At 70.9% G+C, this 17975-nt stretch carries 14 protein-coding genes; 8 read left to right on the top strand and 6 right to left on the bottom strand.

Annotated elements, in window-relative coordinates:
- Positions 1–5 precede the first annotated feature (5 nt).
- Complete coding sequence (xylA, locus tag HEB94_RS27325) at positions 6–1175, bottom strand: xylose isomerase (protein WP_192752551.1); 1170 nt, start codon at positions 1173–1175, stop codon at positions 6–8.
- Positions 1172–2500, bottom strand: coding sequence for an ROK family protein (locus tag HEB94_RS27320; RefSeq protein WP_192752550.1), 1329 nt, complete (start codon positions 2498–2500; stop codon positions 1172–1174). The genes xylA and HEB94_RS27320 overlap by 4 nt, the downstream gene beginning before the upstream one ends.
- 383 nt (positions 2501–2883) lie before the next feature.
- Here HEB94_RS27320 and HEB94_RS27315 point away from each other — a divergent pair, with 383 nt between their 5' ends.
- The 3 genes from HEB94_RS27315 to HEB94_RS27305 are packed head-to-tail and all read left to right on the top strand — an operon-like array spanning position 2884 to position 5470.
- Positions 2884–3516, top strand: coding sequence for a DUF6084 family protein (locus HEB94_RS27315; protein WP_192752549.1), 633 nt, complete (start codon positions 2884–2886; stop codon positions 3514–3516).
- Positions 3513–4913, top strand: a complete 1401-nt coding sequence (locus HEB94_RS27310; RefSeq protein ID WP_192752548.1) for a hypothetical protein — start codon at positions 3513–3515, stop codon at positions 4911–4913. The genes HEB94_RS27315 and HEB94_RS27310 overlap by 4 nt, the downstream gene beginning before the upstream one ends.
- Positions 4910–5470 (top strand): hydrogenase maturation protease, encoded by a 561-nt coding sequence (locus HEB94_RS27305; protein ID WP_192752547.1) that lies wholly within the window; start codon positions 4910–4912, stop codon positions 5468–5470. The genes HEB94_RS27310 and HEB94_RS27305 overlap by 4 nt, the downstream gene beginning before the upstream one ends.
- Positions 5471–5490: 20 nt before the next feature.
- On the opposite strand, the gene HEB94_RS27300 is transcribed toward HEB94_RS27305, so the two are convergent.
- From HEB94_RS27300 to dnaG, 4 genes are all read right to left on the bottom strand, one after another.
- Positions 5491–6690: an ATP-binding cassette domain-containing protein gene (locus HEB94_RS27300; protein ID WP_192752546.1), complete on the bottom strand. Its 1200-nt coding sequence runs from the start codon at positions 6688–6690 to the stop codon at positions 5491–5493.
- A gap of 254 nt (positions 6691–6944) precedes the next feature.
- Positions 6945–7394, bottom strand: a complete 450-nt coding sequence (locus tag HEB94_RS27295; RefSeq protein ID WP_192752545.1) for a hypothetical protein — start codon at positions 7392–7394, stop codon at positions 6945–6947.
- Positions 7395–7602: 208 nt separating this feature from the next.
- Entirely contained in the window at positions 7603–8988 is a 1386-nt protein-coding gene (gene xylB / locus HEB94_RS27290) for a xylulokinase (protein WP_192752544.1), read from the bottom strand.
- Positions 8989–9057: 69 nt separating this feature from the next.
- A complete protein-coding gene (gene dnaG / locus HEB94_RS27285) occupies positions 9058–10992 on the bottom strand; it encodes a DNA primase (RefSeq protein ID WP_192752543.1) in 1935 nt (644 codons plus the stop codon).
- Positions 10993–11230: 238 nt separating this feature from the next.
- Between dnaG and HEB94_RS27280 the strand changes: the two genes are divergently transcribed.
- The 5 genes from HEB94_RS27280 (at position 11231) to HEB94_RS27260 (ending at position 17967) form a co-directional block, all read left to right on the top strand.
- Positions 11231–12982: an ABC transporter substrate-binding protein gene (locus HEB94_RS27280; protein WP_192752542.1), complete on the top strand. Its 1752-nt coding sequence runs from the start codon at positions 11231–11233 to the stop codon at positions 12980–12982.
- A 195-nt stretch (positions 12983–13177) separates the two neighbouring features.
- Positions 13178–14686, top strand: coding sequence for an ABC transporter permease subunit (locus HEB94_RS27275; RefSeq protein WP_192752541.1), 1509 nt, complete (start codon positions 13178–13180; stop codon positions 14684–14686).
- Positions 14687–14726: 40 nt separating this feature from the next.
- Positions 14727–15755, top strand: coding sequence for an ABC transporter permease (locus HEB94_RS27270; RefSeq protein ID WP_192752540.1), 1029 nt, complete (start codon positions 14727–14729; stop codon positions 15753–15755).
- Entirely contained in the window at positions 15755–16906 is a 1152-nt protein-coding gene (locus tag HEB94_RS27265; RefSeq protein WP_192752539.1) for an ABC transporter ATP-binding protein, read from the top strand. Before HEB94_RS27270 ends, HEB94_RS27265 begins: the two co-directional genes overlap by 1 nt.
- A complete protein-coding gene (locus HEB94_RS27260; protein WP_192752538.1) occupies positions 16903–17967 on the top strand; it encodes an ABC transporter ATP-binding protein in 1065 nt (354 codons plus the stop codon). The genes HEB94_RS27265 and HEB94_RS27260 overlap by 4 nt, the downstream gene beginning before the upstream one ends.
- Positions 17968–17975 lie beyond the last annotated feature (8 nt).

Genomic DNA, 17975 nt, shown 5'->3' with positions numbered 1-17975 from the left:
GTCGCTCACTTGGCCACCCCGAGGAGGTGGTCCATCGCCAACTGGTCGAGCCGCTCGAACCCCATCCCCCGGTTGGCGAGCGCCTCGATGTCGGCGTCGCCCCAATCCTCTTCGCGAAGAGTCGTGTAGGTCTCTCCCGCGGCCAGAGTCGGCCGTGTCAGCTCGTTGAGCTTGGACGCCGCGAGCGCCTCACGTACCCGCGGGTCGGCCCGGAATGCCTTCGACTTCTCGCGCAGGATCAGATAGTTGCGCATGCAGCCGCGCGCCGACTCCCACACACCTGCCATGTCCTCGGTCCGTGGCGGCTTGAAGTCGAAGTGTCGCGGTCCGTCGTAACCGGCGTTCTCCAGTGTGTCGACGGTCCAGAACGCTCCCCGCAGGTTTCCGGCGCCGAAGCGCAGGTCCTGGTCGAAACGGGGGCCGTGCTGGCCGTTGAGGTCGACGTGGAACAGCTTGCCGTGCCAGAGGGCCTGGGCGATGCCGTGCGCGAAGTTGACGCCGGCCATCTCCTCGTGACCGACCTCGGGGTTGAGGCCGACCATCTCGGGGTGCTCGAGCTCGTTGATGAACGCCAGGGCGTGCCCGATGGTCGGCAGCAGGATGTCGCCCCGCGGCTCGTTCGGCTTCGGCTCGACGGCGAAGCGGATGTCGTAGCCCTGGTCGAGGACGTACTGCCCGAGGATGTCGTAGGCCTCCTTCATCCGGTCCAGCGCGGCCCGGATGTCCTTCGCGGCGCCCGACTCCGCTCCCTCGCGACCGCCCCAGCAGACGTAGATCTTCGCGCCGAGTTCCGCAGCGAGGTCGATGTTGTCGAGCACCTTGCGGATCGCGAACCGGCGTACGGCCCGGTCGTTGGCGGTGAACGCGCCGTCCTTGAAGATCGGGTGCCCGAACAGGTTGGTGGTCGCCATCGGGACGATCATCCCGGTCGCGTCGAGCGCCTTGCGGAACGCCGCGATGTGCTCGGCCCGCTCGGCGGCGGTCGCCTCGAAGGGGAACACGTCGTTGTCGTGGAACGTCACGCCGTAGGCGCCGAGCTCGGAGAGCTTGTGCACCGCGTCGGCCGGCGCGAGTGGTTCGCGCACCGCCGAGCCGAACACGTCGACTCCCTCCCAGCCGACGGTCCACAGACCGAAGGAGAACTTGTCCTCGCGGGTGGGGGTGTAGTCGTTCATGCAGTGTCCTTCCGTAGGGCTTCACGTGCGGACGGTGGCGCGCCGGTTGACGGCACCAACGTCGGGTCGTCGAGGACGGCGGCGAGTGCCGCGTGGGCGGCGCCGGTCGCGGCCGCCGCCAGACCGAGCCGGGACAGCGCGACCCGGACGCCACCGGCGTCCGGGGCGACCACCCGGTCGGCGAGTTCGGCCTCGACCAGGGGACGTAGGAACTCCCCGAGCCGGGCGAAGTATCCACCCAGGACGAGCACCCTGGGATTGGTCAGGTTGACCAGCATCGCGGCACCGAGACCGAGAGCTCGGCCCACCTTGTCGAAGGCCTGCAGGGTGCGGGCGTCGCCGTGCCGGGCGCGGTCCAGTAGCAGGTCGAGGCGCTCGTCGAGGTCGCGGCGATGGTCGCGGACGGTGTCGTCCGGCGCGGCGGCGAGGTCGAGCAGCGCACCGAGACCGCAGACCGTCTCCCAGCAGCCGCGGCGGCCGCACCCGCACAGGACGCCGTCCGGCACGACGGCGATGTGACCCACCTCACCGGCGAACCCGGCGCTCCCCCGGACCAGCCGGCCGTCGACCACCAGGCCGCCGCCGACCCCGACGCCGCCGGTCACGAGGATCAGGTCCCGCTCGGCCGGATCGACGCCGCCGGCGTACTCCGCGAGGGTCGCCAGCGTGGCCTCGTTGTCGATGAGGACGTCGACGGGTTCGCGGCTCGGCTCGGCGCCGCCCGGGGCGGGCAGCCAGGGCAGCGGGACCCGGGCGAGGCGCTTGGCGAGAAGGTCGAGCACGGGAACGTCGTGCCAGCGCAGGTTGGGCGCCACCCGGACGATCCCGGCCGCGCCGTCGACCAGCCCCGGCGCTGCCACGCCCACCCCGGCCAGTACGGCGGAGTCGGCGCCGAGCGCCGTTCCGGCGAGATCGACGATCAGGTCGGCCATCTCCTCCGCGGTCGCCTCGATCCGGCCGGGGACGTCGAACGCCGTCCGGACCACCGCGCGCTGCTCGCCGGCGAGGTCCAGGACGACGCCGCACAGGTAGTCGACGTTGAGCTCCACGCCGATGGACAGGACCCGCTCGGCGGCCAGCTCGACCTCCTGGCCCGGACGTCCGACCCCGCCGGCCCGGGTCGGCGCGCCGGATCGAACCAGTCCGCGACCCGCCAACTCGGCGACGAGACTCGACACGGTGGCCTTGGTGAGCTGGGTGTCGGTCGCGAGGCGAGCCCGGGTTCGCGCGCCGGCCCGCAACGCCCGGACGACGACCGCCAGGTTGGCCCGGCGGACAGCAGCGTGGTCCGCCCGACCCGCCAGGTGCGTCGTCGCACCGCCCACGGGACCTCCAGACCGGCTGTGTTGGCTCAGGGTTCGAAATTCGTTCAGATCCCGAACAAACTAGGCCGGGTCGCACCCGCGGTCAAGACCGACACCCGTTGGCCACTGCCAGTGAGCGGCCGAGTGAGGACACGGATTCCAGCGATCGGCGAATGCCGGACTTCCCGGGAAGTGTCCCCGCACGTTTCGCGACCGACGATCTCAGCCCGGACGTAGGCTCTCGAGCAAGGGGGTTGTCCAGGCCGCAAGCTGGGCCTGACAACTGTCAGGCCGTCCTTGACGGTGTAGACACGGACGGCGCCCGTCGAAGGCACGGCTGTATCTCGGAGGGCGGCTGTCACGATGTGGACGACGCCCGCCAGGTGTGCGACGCGGAGCCTCCCGTGGCCGAGCTGACCTTTCGCTGCCTCCGGGTGACACCCGACCCGAACGCCGCCTCACCCACCCTGGTCGTGCGGCTGGGTCTCACCGAGACCACCGGCGCCGACGTCCACGCCGTCGTCCTGCGCTGCCAGATCCAGCTCGAGCCGCACCGACGCGAGTACGCCGACCACGAGGTGGAGGCGGTCGGGTGCATGCTCGGTGACCGGACGGGCCGGGACGCGGAGAGCGAGCCGCTGCGGTTCGGCTTCGCCACCCAGACCGTCTCGAGCTTCACCGGCAGTACCGAGGTCGACCTGCCCGTTCCGTGCAGCTACGACCTCGAGGTCGCCGCGAACCAGTACATGTACGCCCTCGACGGCGGTGTCGCACCGCTGTTGCTGCTGTTCAGCGGCACGGTGTTCACCACGTCGGCCACCGGCCTGTCCGTCCATCCCGTCGCCCGGGACAGCTCGGCGAGGTTCTCCATGCCGGTCTCGGTCTGGCGGGCCGCCATGGACCTGCACTTTCCGGGCAAGGCGTGGTTGCGCCTGCGCCGGGAGACCTTCGACGCGCTCCACCGCTACCGCGCCCGGCGCGGCTTGCTCACCTGGGACGACGCGGTCGAGCGACTGCTCAAGGAGGCGGCACCGTGACCAGCGCCGCCGGCACACCCGAGGCCCGCTTCGAGGCCGCCCGCGCCGTCGCCGAGGCCGTGCTCTACGACGGGTACGTACTCCAGCCCGAGCGGCCGAGCCGGCGACCGAACGCGGAACGATCGCGCTTCGGCGTCCTCGTACCACTCGGCTACTCCCCCGCCGACGCGTCCGAGCGGACCTTCAACCAGACCGAGTGCCTGCTCGAGGGCGAGCACCCGAACCTGTCGGTCCGGGTGCGGTTCCTGCACCTGCAGCGGTGCGACGTCGAGTCGGCGTTCGGCGCCGGCTTCGTGGCCGCCGAGGCGCTGGCCGTGGGCGCGACCACCTACCTTCCCCGGGACGAGGCGGTCGAGGCCGAGGTGAGCGTGCAGGCCGCGGTGACCGATCTCCTGCGGGCTCCCGCGGAGGTGCGGTTCCGGCGGCCGGCCAGCCAGGAGTACGTGCTGATCGCGGGCTCGCCCGGAGCACCCGGACCGGACCCGGTGGGCCGGCTGGTGCGGGAGCGCCAGGCCGTGGAAGGTGTCGTCCAACTCGCGGCCGAACCCCTGCACGGGCCGTACGGCGTCACCCGGATCCGGGTGCGGGTCGAGAACCGCACACAGGTCGGGGCGCGGACGAGTATGGAGCGCCCGGAGGCGTTGGCCCACTCCCTCGCCGCGACCCACGTCCTGCTGTCGGCGACAGACGGGACCTTCGTGTCGATGCTCGCGCCGCCGGACTGGGCCGAGGGCTACGTCGACCGGTGCGACAACATCGGCATCTTCCCGGTGTTGGTCGGGGAGCCGGACCGGGCGGACATGATGCTCTCCTCGCCGATCATCCTGCACGACCACGCCCGGCTGGCGCCGGAGGACGCGGGCAGCCGGCCCGACCCGACGGGCATCGAGCGGCTGCTCGGCGTACCAACCATGTCGCTCACGGAGACCCCGCTCACCGCGGCACTCGACGTGGACGCGCCGAACACCACCGAAGGTCGGGCCGAGCGGCACGCCGCGGCGCCGTTCAGCCACGTCAGCGCGATGCCGCCGGACGTGCTCGAACGCCTGCACGGAGCGGTGCACTTCCTGAGCGAGGTCCCCCAGGCTCCGGCGTGGGGCGCGCGCCCGCACGCGGGCTCTCCCGCCGCCGAGTTGGACGAGGTGGTCATCGCGGGGACCGTCGTCCGCAAGGGCAGCCGGGTCCGCCTCCGCCCGTCCCGGGCCAGACCCGGCGGCCTCGCGGACGTGGCCGAGGCCGGGCGGACGGCGACGGTGGTGGCGGTGTTCCTCGACGTCGACGGATCACACCGGCTCGCGGTCGTACCGGAGCGGGACGGGGTGGGCCGGGCCCGCTCGCGTGGCGCCTACCTCTACCTCAGCCCCGAGGAGATCGAACCGTTCGAGGCGACGCCATGACCGGTCGGACCCTGATCGCCGGTGTCGGCAACGTCTTCTGCGGCGACGACGGCTTCGGCGTGGCGGTGGCGCACCGGCTCGCGAGAGAGAAGCTGCCGGCCGAGGTGGACCTGCGTGACTACGGCATCCGCGGTGGTCACCTCGCCTACCAGATCCTGACGGGCTACGAGACGCTCGTGCTCGTCGACGCCCTCCACCGCGACGGACCGCCGGGAACGCTGTACGTCGTGGAGGCCGCCGGCCACGAGGAGTCGGCGTGGGCGCTGCACACCGGAGCCGAGACCGCGGCGGGCAGCAGCGCGAACGGGCCGACCGGCGCCGCCCCGGCCGCGCGGGAAGCGACGGGCGAGGGACACGACTGGAGCGTGGACGGCGTACTCGCGCTCGTTCCCGCGCTCGGCGGCCAGGTGGACCGGGTCGTGGTCGTCGGCTGCGAGCCGGCCGACATCGGCGCGGGCATCGGCCTGTCGCCGGCCGTGGAGAACGCCGTCGGCCCCGCGGCGAAACTCGTTCTCGAGATCGTGGAGAAGGGGCGGCGTACCTGGACCACGCGCTGACCCGCAACGGCCGGCGACGCTCAGGCGGGCGTCAGGTCGGTGGGCGGAACCCGCGTGGCCGGCGCCGGGCGACCGTCCCCGCCCAGGAGGCCGGTGACGACCGGCTTCGCCGATCCTGGTTCGGGCGTGGCACCTGCCTCGGCCGGCAGCGCCCAGGTGCGTCGCAGCCCCCAGGACAGCGTGGCGCCGGAGGGATGCAGGGGCGGGCCCGGCTCACGGACGAGTACCTCACCGCCTGGGACCTCGAGCAGATAGTCGGTGTGTGGGCCGAGGTAGCAGGCCGAGCGCAGCCGTCCCTGGAACGGGCCGCCCAGGTGGGCCCAGTCCGGCCGGACCAGCAGCCGGGCGGGCTCGTCGCGCGGAAGCGGACCGGCCGCACCGCCGGGAACGCAGGCCAGGACACCACCGACCTCGATGTCGAGTCCGTCACCCGAACCCGCGCTGACCCGGGCGCGGACGACCGAAGCGGGACCGGTGAGCCGGGCCACGGCCAGCGTGGCGGGTTCGGCGTACACCGCGGCCGGTGTGCCGACCTGACTGATCCGGCCTCCGCTGAGGACCGCGACCCGGTCGGCGACCGTGAACGCCTCCGCGTAGTCGTGGGTGGCATAGAGCGCGGCCGTACCCGTGGCACGTTGCCGCGCGGCGAGCTGAGCCTGGAAGCGCACCCGTAGATGGGTGTCCAGCTGCGCGGACGGTTCGTCGTAGAGGTGGATCTCCGCGGACCGGGCCAGCAGCCGGGCGAGTCCGACCCACCGCCGCTCGACGACCGACAGATCCGTCGGCCGGCGGCCGGCGAGGTGACCGACGCCGAACCACTCCAGCAGCTGCAGCGCCTCGGCCCGGGCCGACTCGGGGCGCACGCCCTCACGCCGGATGGGATGGGCCACGGTGTCAATGACCTCGAGATGCGGCCACAGGGCGTCGTCCTGGAACATCATCCCGACCGGACGTCGCTCCGGTGCCAGGCCGACCTGCGGATTGGCGACCGGACGTCCCGCCAGCCAGATCTCTCCCGTCGAGAGACCGACCAGACCGGCGACGGCGTGCAGCAGAGTGGACTTGCCCGCACGCGAAGGACCCAGCAGGGCGACGATCTCTCCAGCCTCGACCGTGAGGTCGAGGTCACGCACGACAGCGGTGCCCCGATGGAGGACACCGACACCGCGACAGACCAGCGCGGGCGGGAGCCGGCGGGCTCCGGTGCGATCTGGGAACACCGGCCATCTCCGTTCCTGGCGACGGGCTGGCGACCGCCAACCCGCGCATGGATCACTGGCGTGACGACCACTCGAGCGAGAAGCCACGCACGGCACTGCTCCCGTCGACGGCACTGACGGCACCCTCGGCCGCCCTGCCGGCACGCGAGGAGCGCGGACACCGGGGCATCCGCGTAACCGTCCCGGCCGCGGTGGCCAGGACGGTCGGGTGGGTGGGGTCGGTACGACGACAGCGGTCGCCGTACCGACCTCACTCAGGCGTGTGGCGGTTGGTTTCTTGTGGGCGGCAGCGAGTTGACCAGGCCGGCCGGAGTGTTCGCCGGCCGGTGGGCCAGGTCCGGGCGTCGCGCCCAGCCTTCCCGAGAGCCGACCGCCACGCGCGGTCTGGTCGCGGCGGCCGGGTCCCGCGCCGCCTGCTGCTGTGCGCTGGCCGGACTGTCGGGAGCCCAGCTGCGTGGGTCTGAGGTCATGCCCAGGAGATACGTCACGGTGCACTCCAGGGCGTGGGCGAGCTCAGGGAGCTTCGCCACGTCCAGTCCGGCACCGTGTTCCAGGCTGCTCAGTGCTTTGTTCGTGGTCAGGACGCCGAGACGACCCAGTCGGCTGACGACCTGCTTCTGGGTCAGCCCGAGTCGTCGACGCCGCTCGCGGAGCCGTTGCATGACGATCAGGCGTCGACGTGCGCCTACATCGGCGGAATTCATCACCATTGTGCCTCCCCGAAGTGCACGTTCCCCGGGGGACGCTCCGCCAATCGCCGAGTTGCTCCACGTTGTTGGACCGTGCTGAGGAAACATCTCACCTTGGTGCCCGTCGAAGCTCCGCCGGCACCGCGGTCGACGGCGTGTCGGCCGCCCGGGCCAGGCAATCGGGCCAGGCAATCAGGCTCCGCGATCCGGTCAGCCGATCGGGTCAGCCGTGCAGGGCGATCCGGGCCCGCGCGTAGGCGGCGCGCACGTGCTCGCCCGCCTCGACGTCCACGTCGTCGCGAAGGACCGCCTCGCCGAGGCTCCACGTCGGCGGGGTGGATCCACCGGCCAGCGCCCACGCCGCCTGGCGAGCCGCCCCGAGGGCGACGTACTCGGCGGAGGGTGGGACGGTCACCGGCGCCCCGAAGACGGTCGGTGCCACCGCACGGACGGCTTCGGAGCGGGCGGCGCCTCCGATCAGCAGGACCCGGCGTACGACGACACCCTGCTCGCGCAACGCGTCGAGGCCGTCCGCGAGGCCGCAGAGCATGCCCTCCACCGCGGCGCGGGCGAGGTTGGCGGGCGTCATGGCGTCGCGACGCAGGTTGTGCAGGGACCCGGCCGCGTCGGGGAGGTTGGGTGTGCGTTCGCCGTCGAGGTACGGGAGCAGGACCAGGCCGCCGGCACCCGCCGTGGCGGACAGCGCGAGCCGGTCGAGACCGGCGAGGTCGACACCGAGCATGGTCGCCGTGGCGCTGAGCACCCGGGCGGCGTTGAGCGTGCAGACGAGCGGAAGGAACCGGCCGGTGGCGTCGGCGAAGCCGGCCACGATGCCGGTCGGATCGGTCGTCGGCTTGTCGTGGACGGCGAAGACCGTGCCGCTGGTGCCGAGCGACACGACGACGTCGCCGGATTCGATGCCGAGCCCGAGGGCGGCGCCCATGTTGTCGCCGGTCCCCGCCGAGACGAGCGCACCCGTCGCGGTCTCCCCCGCGGCCTCCGCGGGTCCGAGCACGCGCGGCAGACCAGGCGTCCGACCGAACGCGAGTTCGAGCAGGTCGGTGCGGTAGTCACCCGTCACCGGCGACCAGTACGCCGTGCCCGACGCGTCGCCCCGGTCGGTCACCGGCTCGGCCGGGAGGCCGGTGAGCTGCCAGGTGAGGTAGTCGTGCGGCAGCATGATCTGCGCGACCCGCTCGGCGTTGGCCGGCTCGTGCTCGGCCAGCCAGGCGACCTTGGTGACGGTCATGCTCGCGAGGGGCACCGATCCGACGGCCTCGGCCCACGCGGCCGCACCCAGCCGCTCGACCAGCCGACTGGCCGCGTCCGCCGAACGCGTGTCGTTCCACAACAGCGCCGGCCGAACCACCTCACCGTTGTCGTCCAGCGTCACCATGCCGTGCTGCTGGCCTGCCACGCCGATGGCCGCAACATCGTCGAGCAGCCCCTCACCGGCTTCCTGGAGGGCCGACCACCAGGCCTGCGGCGGACACTCGGTGCCGTCCGGATGGGCCGCGGTGCGCTCCGCGAGCACCTCTCCTGAGTCAGCGTCGGTGACGACGATCTTGCAGGACTGGGTGGAGGAGTCGACTCCGGCGACCTTCGGCATGCTGAGAAACCTAGCCGCTCCTGGGGACACGCCGGCCCGGGAGGTCTTGGGCGGTCACCGGAGCAGGGGTCAGGCCAGGCCGCCGACGGCGCGCTCACGCAGCGCCCGGCGGTGCTGCTCGAGACCGACGAGCTCGCCGAAGAGCTTGTTGTAGGTGTCGGTCTGCTCGACCGGGTTCATCCGCTGCAGGCGGGACTTGACGTCGGTGATCCGGCGGGCGACGGCCAGCTCCTGGACCCGGGCGAGCAGGGATCCGGCGTACCTCTCGTCGGGCTGCCCGGCCGCGCGCAGCGGCTCGACCGCGAGCGCCGTCACGAGACCACGCACGGTCTCGTCGACGGCCTTGTCGCCGAGGGCCGACACCCATCCGTCACCACCCGAGGACGTTCCGGCACCACCGGCCGCCTCCATCGCCTGGCGCAGCGCGACGTAGGCCGGATGGGTGAAGTCGTCGTCCTCCAACGCGTCGAACGCCGGTCCGGCCAGCGTCGGCGACTGGACGACGAGCTTGAGCAGCTCCCGCTCGGTCATCAGGGCCTGGTCGGCGGGGTCGGGCAGCGGCGTGCCGGACGTCGGTGCGGCGCCGGACGCCGGCGCGGTCCGGCCGGCGGGCACGGGGCGGCCCCGGAGCGACCCGCGGTCGTTGCGGGTGGCCGGTCCGCCCTTCGCGGGCGCGCCGATGACCCGGTAGACCTCGGCCCGGACCTCCTCGACCTCCATGCCGAGCATGCCGGCGAGCTCCCGGACGTAGGCGCTGACCTTGGCCCGGTCGCGGACCGACCCCACCAGTGGAGCGGTGGAGCGGAGCGCGTCGACCCGGCCGTCGGCCCGGTCGAGGTCGAACCGCTTCAACTTGTTCTCCAGGACGAAGCGGTAGAGCGGGATACGGCGGGCGATCAGGTCGCGGACCGCGCCCTCGCCGTGTTGAAGTCGCAGGTCACAGGGGTCGAGGCCGGTTGGCTCGACCGCGACGTAGGTCTGCGAGACGAACTGCTGGTCGCCCTCGAACGCCCGCAGCGCCGCTCGTTGGCCGGCCTCGTCGCCGTCGAAGGTGAAGATCACCTCGCCGCGGAACTCGTCCTGGTCGAGCAGCAGCCGGCGCAGCACCCGGGCGTGGTCCTCGCCGAACGCCGTACCGCAGGTGGCGACCGCGGTGGGCACGCCGGACAGGTGGGCCGCCATCACGTCGGTGTAGCCCTCGACCACGACCGCCTGGGAACGTCGCGCGATCTCGCGGCGCGCGAGGTCGACGCCGTACAGCACCTGGCTCTTGTGGTAAATGGGCGACTCGGGGGTGTTGAGGTACTTCGCGTCGATCCGGTCGTCGTCGAAGAGACGGCGGGCACCGAAGCCGACGACGTCGCCGGACAGCTCCCGGATCGGCCAGACCAGCCGGCCGCGGAAGCGGTCGTAGCGCCCGCGCGCACTGCTGGCGGCGAGGCCCGCGGTGACGAGCTCGTCGTCGGAGAATCCGCGTCCGCGCAGGTGAGAGAGCAGAGCGCTGCCACCGCGCGGGGCGAAGCCGACACCGAACGTCTCCGCGGCGGCACGGTCGAAGCCGCGCTCGGCCAGGAACGTGCGGCCCGCCGCGGCGTCACCCGCGGTGTGCAGCTGCTCGGCGTAGAACGTGGCGGCCGCCTTGTGCGCCTCGACCAGCCGAGCCCGGCTGCCCGACTGCTTGCGTTCGGGCTGCCCGCCATCGACGTAGCGGAGCTGGACACCGGCGGACACGGCGAGGCGCTCGACGGCGTCGACGAATCCGATGCCCTCGATCTTCTGCAGGAACGCGATCGCGTCGCCGCCCTCGGCGCAGCCGAAGCAGTGGAACGCGCCGACCTGGGGGCGCACGTTGAACGACGGGGACTTCTCGTCGTGGAAGGGGCACAGGCCCTTCAGCGAACCGGCACCGGCGGGCCGGAGCGTGACGTACTGGGAGACGACCTCGTCGATCCGGGTGCGCTCACGGACCAGCGCGATGTCGTCGTCGCGGATCCGTCCTGCCATGCCCCGGAGTCTACGGCGAGCGCCGACCGCACCGACGGCAGCGGGGTGGGGCGGCGCCGTCGGAGCCGAGCCGGGCCCTCGCCGGACCCACCGCCGCCGGAGACCTCGGACGAGCGGTGCCAGGGCACCGGTCTCAGGTCGATAACACCAGCACGCACCCACTTGCCACGCGACGCGGGCTGATGATCTTCTTTGGCATCCCATTGTGGCCGAGGCCGAAAACCGGAGGAGCCACGTCGTGAGAACTAAGCAGCGGTTGACCACGTTACTCGGACTTGCGACGAGCGCGGCCCTCGTGCTCAGCGCGTGTGCCGGAGAGGGCGGCGGCGCCTCGGAGGAGCCAACCACCAAAGGCCCCGAGACCTCCGCGCCGGTCACCATCACGCACACCTTCGAACAAGAAATCGACGCTTACAACGGCAACACAGCCGAAAACAATGCCAGCAAAAACAACATCGTGTTACAGCGGGTGTTGACGGGATTCTGGTATTTCGGCGCCGACGGATCGGTGACCCCCAACCCCGACTTCGGCACCTACAAGAAGACCTCCGACGACCCGCTCACCGTCGACTACACCATCAACGACAAGGCCGTGTGGTCCGACGGTACGCCGATCGACTGCGACGACATCCTGCTCTTCTGGGCCGCCAACTCCGGCAAGGTCGGCAAGGATCTGTTCTCCACGGCCGGCACCACCGGCAAGGAACTCGTCGAGGTTCCCGACTGCGCGGCGGGCGACAAGACCTTCAGCTTCAAGTTCTCCGAGCCGTTCGCCGACTGGGAGTCGGTGGCGCCGGGCGCGACCGGCCTGCTTCCCGCGCAGGTCGTGGAGAAGCAGGGTGGCCTGAGCGAGGAGCAGTTCATCACCGCCGTCAAGGCGAAGGACGCGAAGGCGCTCGCCAAGGCCGCCGCCTTCTACAGCAAGGGTTGGGTGATGGAGCCGGGCAGGCTTCCCGACGCCTCCGTCATTCCGTCCTCGGGCCCCTACAAGCTGAGCAAGTGGGACGCCGGCCAGTCGATCACGCTGGTCGCCAACGACAAGTACTGGGGAAAGCCGCCCGCGGCGCAGACCGTCGTCATCCGTTTCATCGCCCAGGACGAACAGGTTCAGGCGCTGCAGAACGGCGAGGTCAACATCATCGAGCCGCAGTCCAACCCGGACCTGCTCAACCAGCTCGAGTCCGCGCAGGGCGTGAAGGTCGTCACCGGCGACCAGTACCTCTACGACCACCTCGACTTCAACTTCCGGTCGGGCCCGTTCCAGGACAAGGCGGTCCGTGAGGCGTTCGCCAAGTGCGTGCCCCGCGACCTGATCGTCGACAACCTGATCAAGCCGCAGAAGCCGGACGCCAAGCCGATGGACGTCCGCAATGTGGCTCCGTTCGACCCGATCTACGCCGACGTCGTCGCGGGCAGCGGTGCGGAGAAGTACGCCAAGGCCGACGTGCCTGCCGCCAAGGCCCAGCTCGCCGCGACCGGCCACACCGGGCTCACGGTCCGGATCGGCTACAACACGCCCAACCCGCGCCGTAGCCAGGTCGTCGAGCTGATCGCCGACTCCTGTGGCAAGGCCGGCTTCAAGATCGTCGACCAGGGCGCCGCCAACTTCTTCGAGGCAGACGGCGGTCTCGCCAACGGCCGGTTCGACGTCGCGCTGTTCGGCTGGTCGGGTTCGTCGCTGGTCAGTGGCTGGGCCTCGACGTTCCGTACGCCGACCGCCTGCACACCGTCGGGCAAGGGCAACAACAACGGCTGCTACTCCAACAAGCAGGTCGACACCCTCATCGCCGACCTCAACCGCTCGACCGACCCGGACGAGAAGACGCAGCTGATCGCCCAGATCGAGAAGATCCTCTGGGACGACCTGGCGACCATCCCGCTCTACTCCCAGCCGGGCCTGTCGGCCTACACCGACACGTTGAAGAACGTCCAGCCGAACCCCTCGCAGGCATCCATCACCTGGAACATGGACCAGTGGTCGGCGGCCTAGATCCTGCCCGCTGAGCCGAGCAGGACCTCAGCGGACACAGACCTCGGACACGCTCCAGCTTCGAAGGCTCCGACGCACCGACAGCACCAGCCGGGCGGGACCCATCGGTCCCGCCCGGCCTACGCCGGAACGGCTGGCCCGGGCCACCACAACGCCCGCCCCAGTCCCGCGAACTCATCGAACGAGGGGTTCAGCGTGGCCGTATTCATCGCACGGAGGCTGCTCGTCTCCTTCTGCGTCCTCCTCGCAGCGACGTTCATCGTCTACACCCTGACCGCCCTGTCCGGCGATCCCCTGGAAGACCTGCGACAGGACCAGACACCGCAACGGGCGCAGAAGATCGCCGAACGCACCGCGCTGATGCGTCTCGACCTGCCGGTCCCACTGCGGTACCTCCACTGGTTGTCCTCGCTGGCGCGCGGCGACCTCGGCGCCACCCGGACCGGACAGGACGTGGCGACGCTTCTCGGCCAGGCGGTCAGCGCCACCCTGCAACTCGTGATCGCCGCGACCGTTCTGGCGATGATCGTGGGCATCATCGTCGGCATCGTCTCGGCGCTGCGGCAGTACACCGGCTTCGACTACGCCGTGACACTGGGATCGTTCCTGTTCTTCTCACTGCCGTCCTTCTGGGTCGCGGTCATGCTCAAGCAGTTCGCCGCGATCGAGTTCAACAACTGGCTGCGTGACCCGCGCATCCCGGTGCTCGTCGTCGTCTGCGTCACGGCCGTCGCCGGACTGGCGTGGAGCGCCATCCTGGGCGGTGATCTGAAGCGCCGGGCGATGGCGTTCGCGGTCGCCGCCGCGTCCGTCGCCGCGATCCTCACCTACCTGTCCGCGACCAGATGGTTCGCCGACCCCGGCCTCGGCTTCGGGGTCATCCTGGTCGTGTCACTGGCCGGTGCGGTCGGTATCACCACGCTCGTCTCCGGCCTGCGTACCAGGGACCCGTTGTACGCGGCGGTGGCCGCGGCTGTGTTGGGTTCGCTGACCTCGCTCGCGCTCGGCTCCGCTCTCGACGATCCCAGTTGGGCGCTGTTCGGCGCACTCGCTCTCGCCACCGTGGCGGTGGGCATCGGGCTCGGTATGGCGTTCGGCGGAATGCTGCGCCGTCAGGCAATCACGGCCGCGGTGTTGACCGGCCTGTTCACCGGCGGCCTGATCTTCCTCGACCGCTTCTTCCAGGCGTTCGAGGGCTACAGCCAACGCGTCCTGGGCCGCCCGATCTCCACGATCGGCGCCCGCACCCCCAACTTCACCGGCGACTTCTGGGAACTCACCTGGGACGCGGTGAGCCACATTGCCCTGCCGAGCATGGCGCTGCTGCTCATCTCCTTCGCGACCTACACGCGCTACACCCGCGCGAGCATGCTCGAGGTCATGAACCAGGACTACGTTCGGACGGCACGGTCCAAGGGCCTGACCGAGCGCAGCGTGGTGACCCGACACGCGTTCCGCAACGCGCTGATCCCGATCACCACGCTGATGGCCTTCGACTTCGCCGGCGTGGTCGGCGGCGCCATCATCACCGAGAACGTCTTCGGCTGGCAGGGCATGGGTGTGTTGTTCCGCAACGGTGTCATGGACGTCGACCCCAACCCGGTGATGGCGTTCTTCCTGGTCTCCGGCACCGCCATCGTCGTCTTCAACATGATCGCGGACATCGCCTACGCCTACCTGGATCCGCGGATCCGCCTGTCATGACGGCCCTCGTGTGCCCCGACGTGAGAGTGGAGGAGGCTCGATGACGACCGCAGTGCCGGATCTACCGGATCTACCGGACCGATCCCTACCCGCCGAGCCCGGTGGCCCAGGTTCGGGCGGGCCGAGCGGTTCCCAGGGCATGACGGTCGTCGCCCGGACACAGGGGCAGATGATCTGGCGCCGGTTCTTCCGGCACCGTGCCGCGCTGGCCGGGATGATCCTGCTCGGCGGTGTCCTCGTCCTGGCGTTCAGCTCGATCGGTTTCGGGCCGGTGCCCGGCTGGTGGGGCAAGAGCTACGAGGCGACCGGGGCCGTCGTCGACGCCGGCCGGCCGACGCTCAGCCTCGTTCCGTCGTTCCTCGGCGGCGACGGCCTACGGTGGGGCGCCCACCCCTTCGGCCAGGACAACATCGGCAAGGACTACTTCGCCCTGACCATGCGGGGCGCGCAGCAGTCCATCATGGTGGCGTTCATCGTCGGTGTCGTCGCGACCTTCGTCGGCACGGTGGTCGGTTCGGTGGCGGGTTACTTCCGGGGCCGGATCGAGGCCGTGCTGATGCGCTTCACCGACGTGATGATCACGATCCCGACGATCGTCATCTGCGCCGTGGTCGCCCGGATGACCCTCGGCAGCGGCATCGTGATGCTCGGCATCGTGCTGGGACTGGTGGTGTGGACACAACTCGCCCGGCTGGTGCGCGGCGAGTTCCTCTCCCTGCGGGAGAAGGAGTTCGTCGAGGCGGCCCGCGCCGTCGGCACGTCGTCGATGCGGACGATCTTCCGGCACATCATGCCGAACGCCGTCGGTGTCATCGTGGTGAGCGCGACGTTGACGATCGCGAGCGCGGTCCTGCTGGAGACCGCGTTGTCGTTCCTCGGCTTCGGTGTCCAGGCACCTGACACCTCACTGGGGCTGCTCATCACGCAGTACCGCTCCGCCATGATCACCAGGCCCTGGCTCTTCTGGTGGCCCGGGCTGTTCATCATCGCGATCGCCCTCGCCGTCAACTTCATCGGCGACGGGCTGCGTGACGCGTTCGACCCACGACAGGCGAGGGTGCGCAACTGATGACGCTTCCTGGACAGTCCTCACAGCCGGACTCGCGCCGCGAGGTCCTCGACTTCGGCTCCGCCCGTCCCGACCAGGCCCAGGACGCGCCGCGAGAGGGGCCGAACGCTCGGACCGGAGGGGCGGAGGAGGTTCTGCGCGTGGAGGACCTCACCGTCTCCTTCCCCACCGACGACGGCCTGGTCCGTGCCGTACGTGGCGTGTCGTACGCCATCCACGAGCGGGAGGTCCTCGGCATCGTCGGCGAGTCCGGGTCGGGGAAGTCCGTCTCCTCGATGGCGGTGATGGGCCTGCTCCCCCGCTCGGCCCGCATCAGCGGACGGATCCTCTACCGCGGCGACGACATCCTCGCCATGTCAGCGCGCCGCCAGCGCGGGCTGCGCGGACTCCGCATCGGCATGGTCTTCCAGGACCCGATGACCGCCCTGAACCCCGTCCACACCGTCGGCGACCAGTTGGCCGAGGCGGTGCTGTCGCACCAGCTCGTGAGTCGCCGGGGCGCTCTCGTACAGGCCCAGGAGATGCTCGACCTGGTGGGAATCCCGCAGGCCAGGGCGCGGCTGCGGAGCTACCCGCACGAGTTCTCCGGCGGCATGCGGCAACGGGTGATGATCGCGATGGCGGTGATCAACCGGCCCGACGTCATCATCGCCGACGAGCCGACCACCGCCCTCGACGTCACCGTGCAGGCCCAGATCCTGGAGAAGCTGCTCGAGGTCAAGGACGCCGTGGGCGCCGCGATCGTCCTGATCACCCACGACCTCGGCGTCATCGCCGGGATCGCCCACCGCGTGCTGGTGATGTACGCCGGCCGCCCGGTGGAGATCGGCGACACCGATGCCATCTTCTACCAGCCACGGATGCCCTACACCGCAGGACTTCTCGGCTCGATACCCGCGCTGGAAAGTGCCAGCGGCGAGCGACTGCGCCCGATCACCGGATCGCCGCCGTCCCTCATCGACCTCCCGCCCGGGTGTCCGTTCTCGCCCCGGTGTCCGCTCGCCGACGACCGCTGTCGGAGCACCGAACCCGAGTTGACGCAGACCGACGCCGCGTCCCACGTCGCGGCCTGCCACCACTGGCCCAGGCTCGCGGCCGAGTCGGACCCCACGACGTTCTTCCGGATCGAGAGTGAGGGGAGGAGCCGATGAGCGCCGTCGTCAGCGGGACGACCGCCGCGCAGACCTCCGCACGGACGTCGGCGCGGACCTCCGGCGGCCGGGACGAGCACCTGCTCGAGGTCACCGACCTGGTGAAGACCTTCCCCATCCGCAGCGTCGGCCTGTTACGCCGGGTCGTCGGCGAGGTGCAGGCGGTGAGCGAGGTCTCCCTCCACGTCGACGCCGGCGAGACACTCGGCGTGGTCGGGGAGTCCGGCTGCGGGAAGTCGACCACCGGTCGGGCCATCCTCCAACTCCAGCCACCCACGTCCGGGTCCGTCCGTTTCCAGGGCCGGGAGCTCACCGCCCTGTCGCGGCGGGCCCTGCAGGCGGTCCGACGCGACCTTCAGATCGTGTTCCAGGACCCCTACGCGTCGCTGAACCCCAAGCTCCCGGTCAACGACATCATCGCCGAGCCGTTGAAGGTGCACCGGCGCTGGCGACAGGGCGGACGGGAACGCGTCGCCGAACTGCTCCGGGTGGTCGGGCTCAACCCCGAACACGGCAACAGGTACCCGCACGAGTTCTCCGGAGGTCAGCGACAGCGCATCGGCATCGCCCGGGCCCTGGCGCTCGAGCCGAAACTGCTGGTCCTGGACGAACCCGTCTCGGCGCTCGACGTCTCCGTCCAGGCAGGTGTCGTCAACCTGCTGGAGGAGCTCCAGGAGACGTTGGGGGTGGCGTACATCTTCATCGCCCACGACCTGTCGGTGATCCGCCACATCTCCGACCGGGTGGCGGTGATGTACCTCGGCAAGGTGGTCGAGACGGGGACCAGGGACGACGTCTACCGGCGTCCCGCCCACCCCTACACCCAGGCGCTGTTGTCGGCGGCGCCGATGGCCAACCCGCGGCGCGAGCGTGAACGCCGCCGGATCATCCTCACCGGCGACGTACCCAGCCCGGTCGATCCGCCCAGCGGTTGCCGGTTCCGCACCCGGTGCTGGAAGGCACGGGAGATCTGCGCGGCCGAGGAGCCCCTGCTGGTCGACCGCGGCCACGGGCATCCGGTCGCCTGCCACTTCGCCGACGTCGACCAGAAGGTGGTCTGACCCGCGTC

Source organism: Actinopolymorpha pittospori (assembly GCF_014873875.1).
Taxonomy (GTDB): domain Bacteria; phylum Actinomycetota; class Actinomycetes; order Propionibacteriales; family Actinopolymorphaceae; genus Actinopolymorpha; species Actinopolymorpha pittospori.
Note: the sequence above shows the minus strand (reverse complement) of the source record. Positions and strands in the feature narration are given on the sequence as shown.

Bases quoted from the DNA above. Each gene is read 5' to 3' on its own strand.
- dnaG (WP_192752543.1), bottom strand. From the start codon at position 10,992: ATGGCAGGACGGATCCGCGACGACGACATCGCGCTGGTCCGTGAGCGC.
- xylA (WP_192752551.1), bottom strand. From the start codon at position 1,175: ATGAACGACTACACCCCCACCCGCGAGGACAAGTTCTCCTTCGGTCTG.
- HEB94_RS27260 (WP_192752538.1), top strand. From the start codon at position 16,903: ATGAGCGCCGTCGTCAGCGGGACGACCGCCGCGCAGACCTCCGCACGG.
- HEB94_RS27265 (WP_192752539.1), top strand. From the start codon at position 15,755: ATGACGCTTCCTGGACAGTCCTCACAGCCGGACTCGCGCCGCGAGGTC.
- HEB94_RS27270 (WP_192752540.1), top strand. From the start codon at position 14,727: ATGACGACCGCAGTGCCGGATCTACCGGATCTACCGGACCGATCCCTA.
- HEB94_RS27305 (WP_192752547.1), top strand. From the start codon at position 4,910: ATGACCGGTCGGACCCTGATCGCCGGTGTCGGCAACGTCTTCTGCGGC.
- HEB94_RS27295 (WP_192752545.1), bottom strand. From the start codon at position 7,394: ATGAATTCCGCCGATGTAGGCGCACGTCGACGCCTGATCGTCATGCAA.
- xylB (WP_192752544.1), bottom strand. From the start codon at position 8,988: ATGCCGAAGGTCGCCGGAGTCGACTCCTCCACCCAGTCCTGCAAGATC.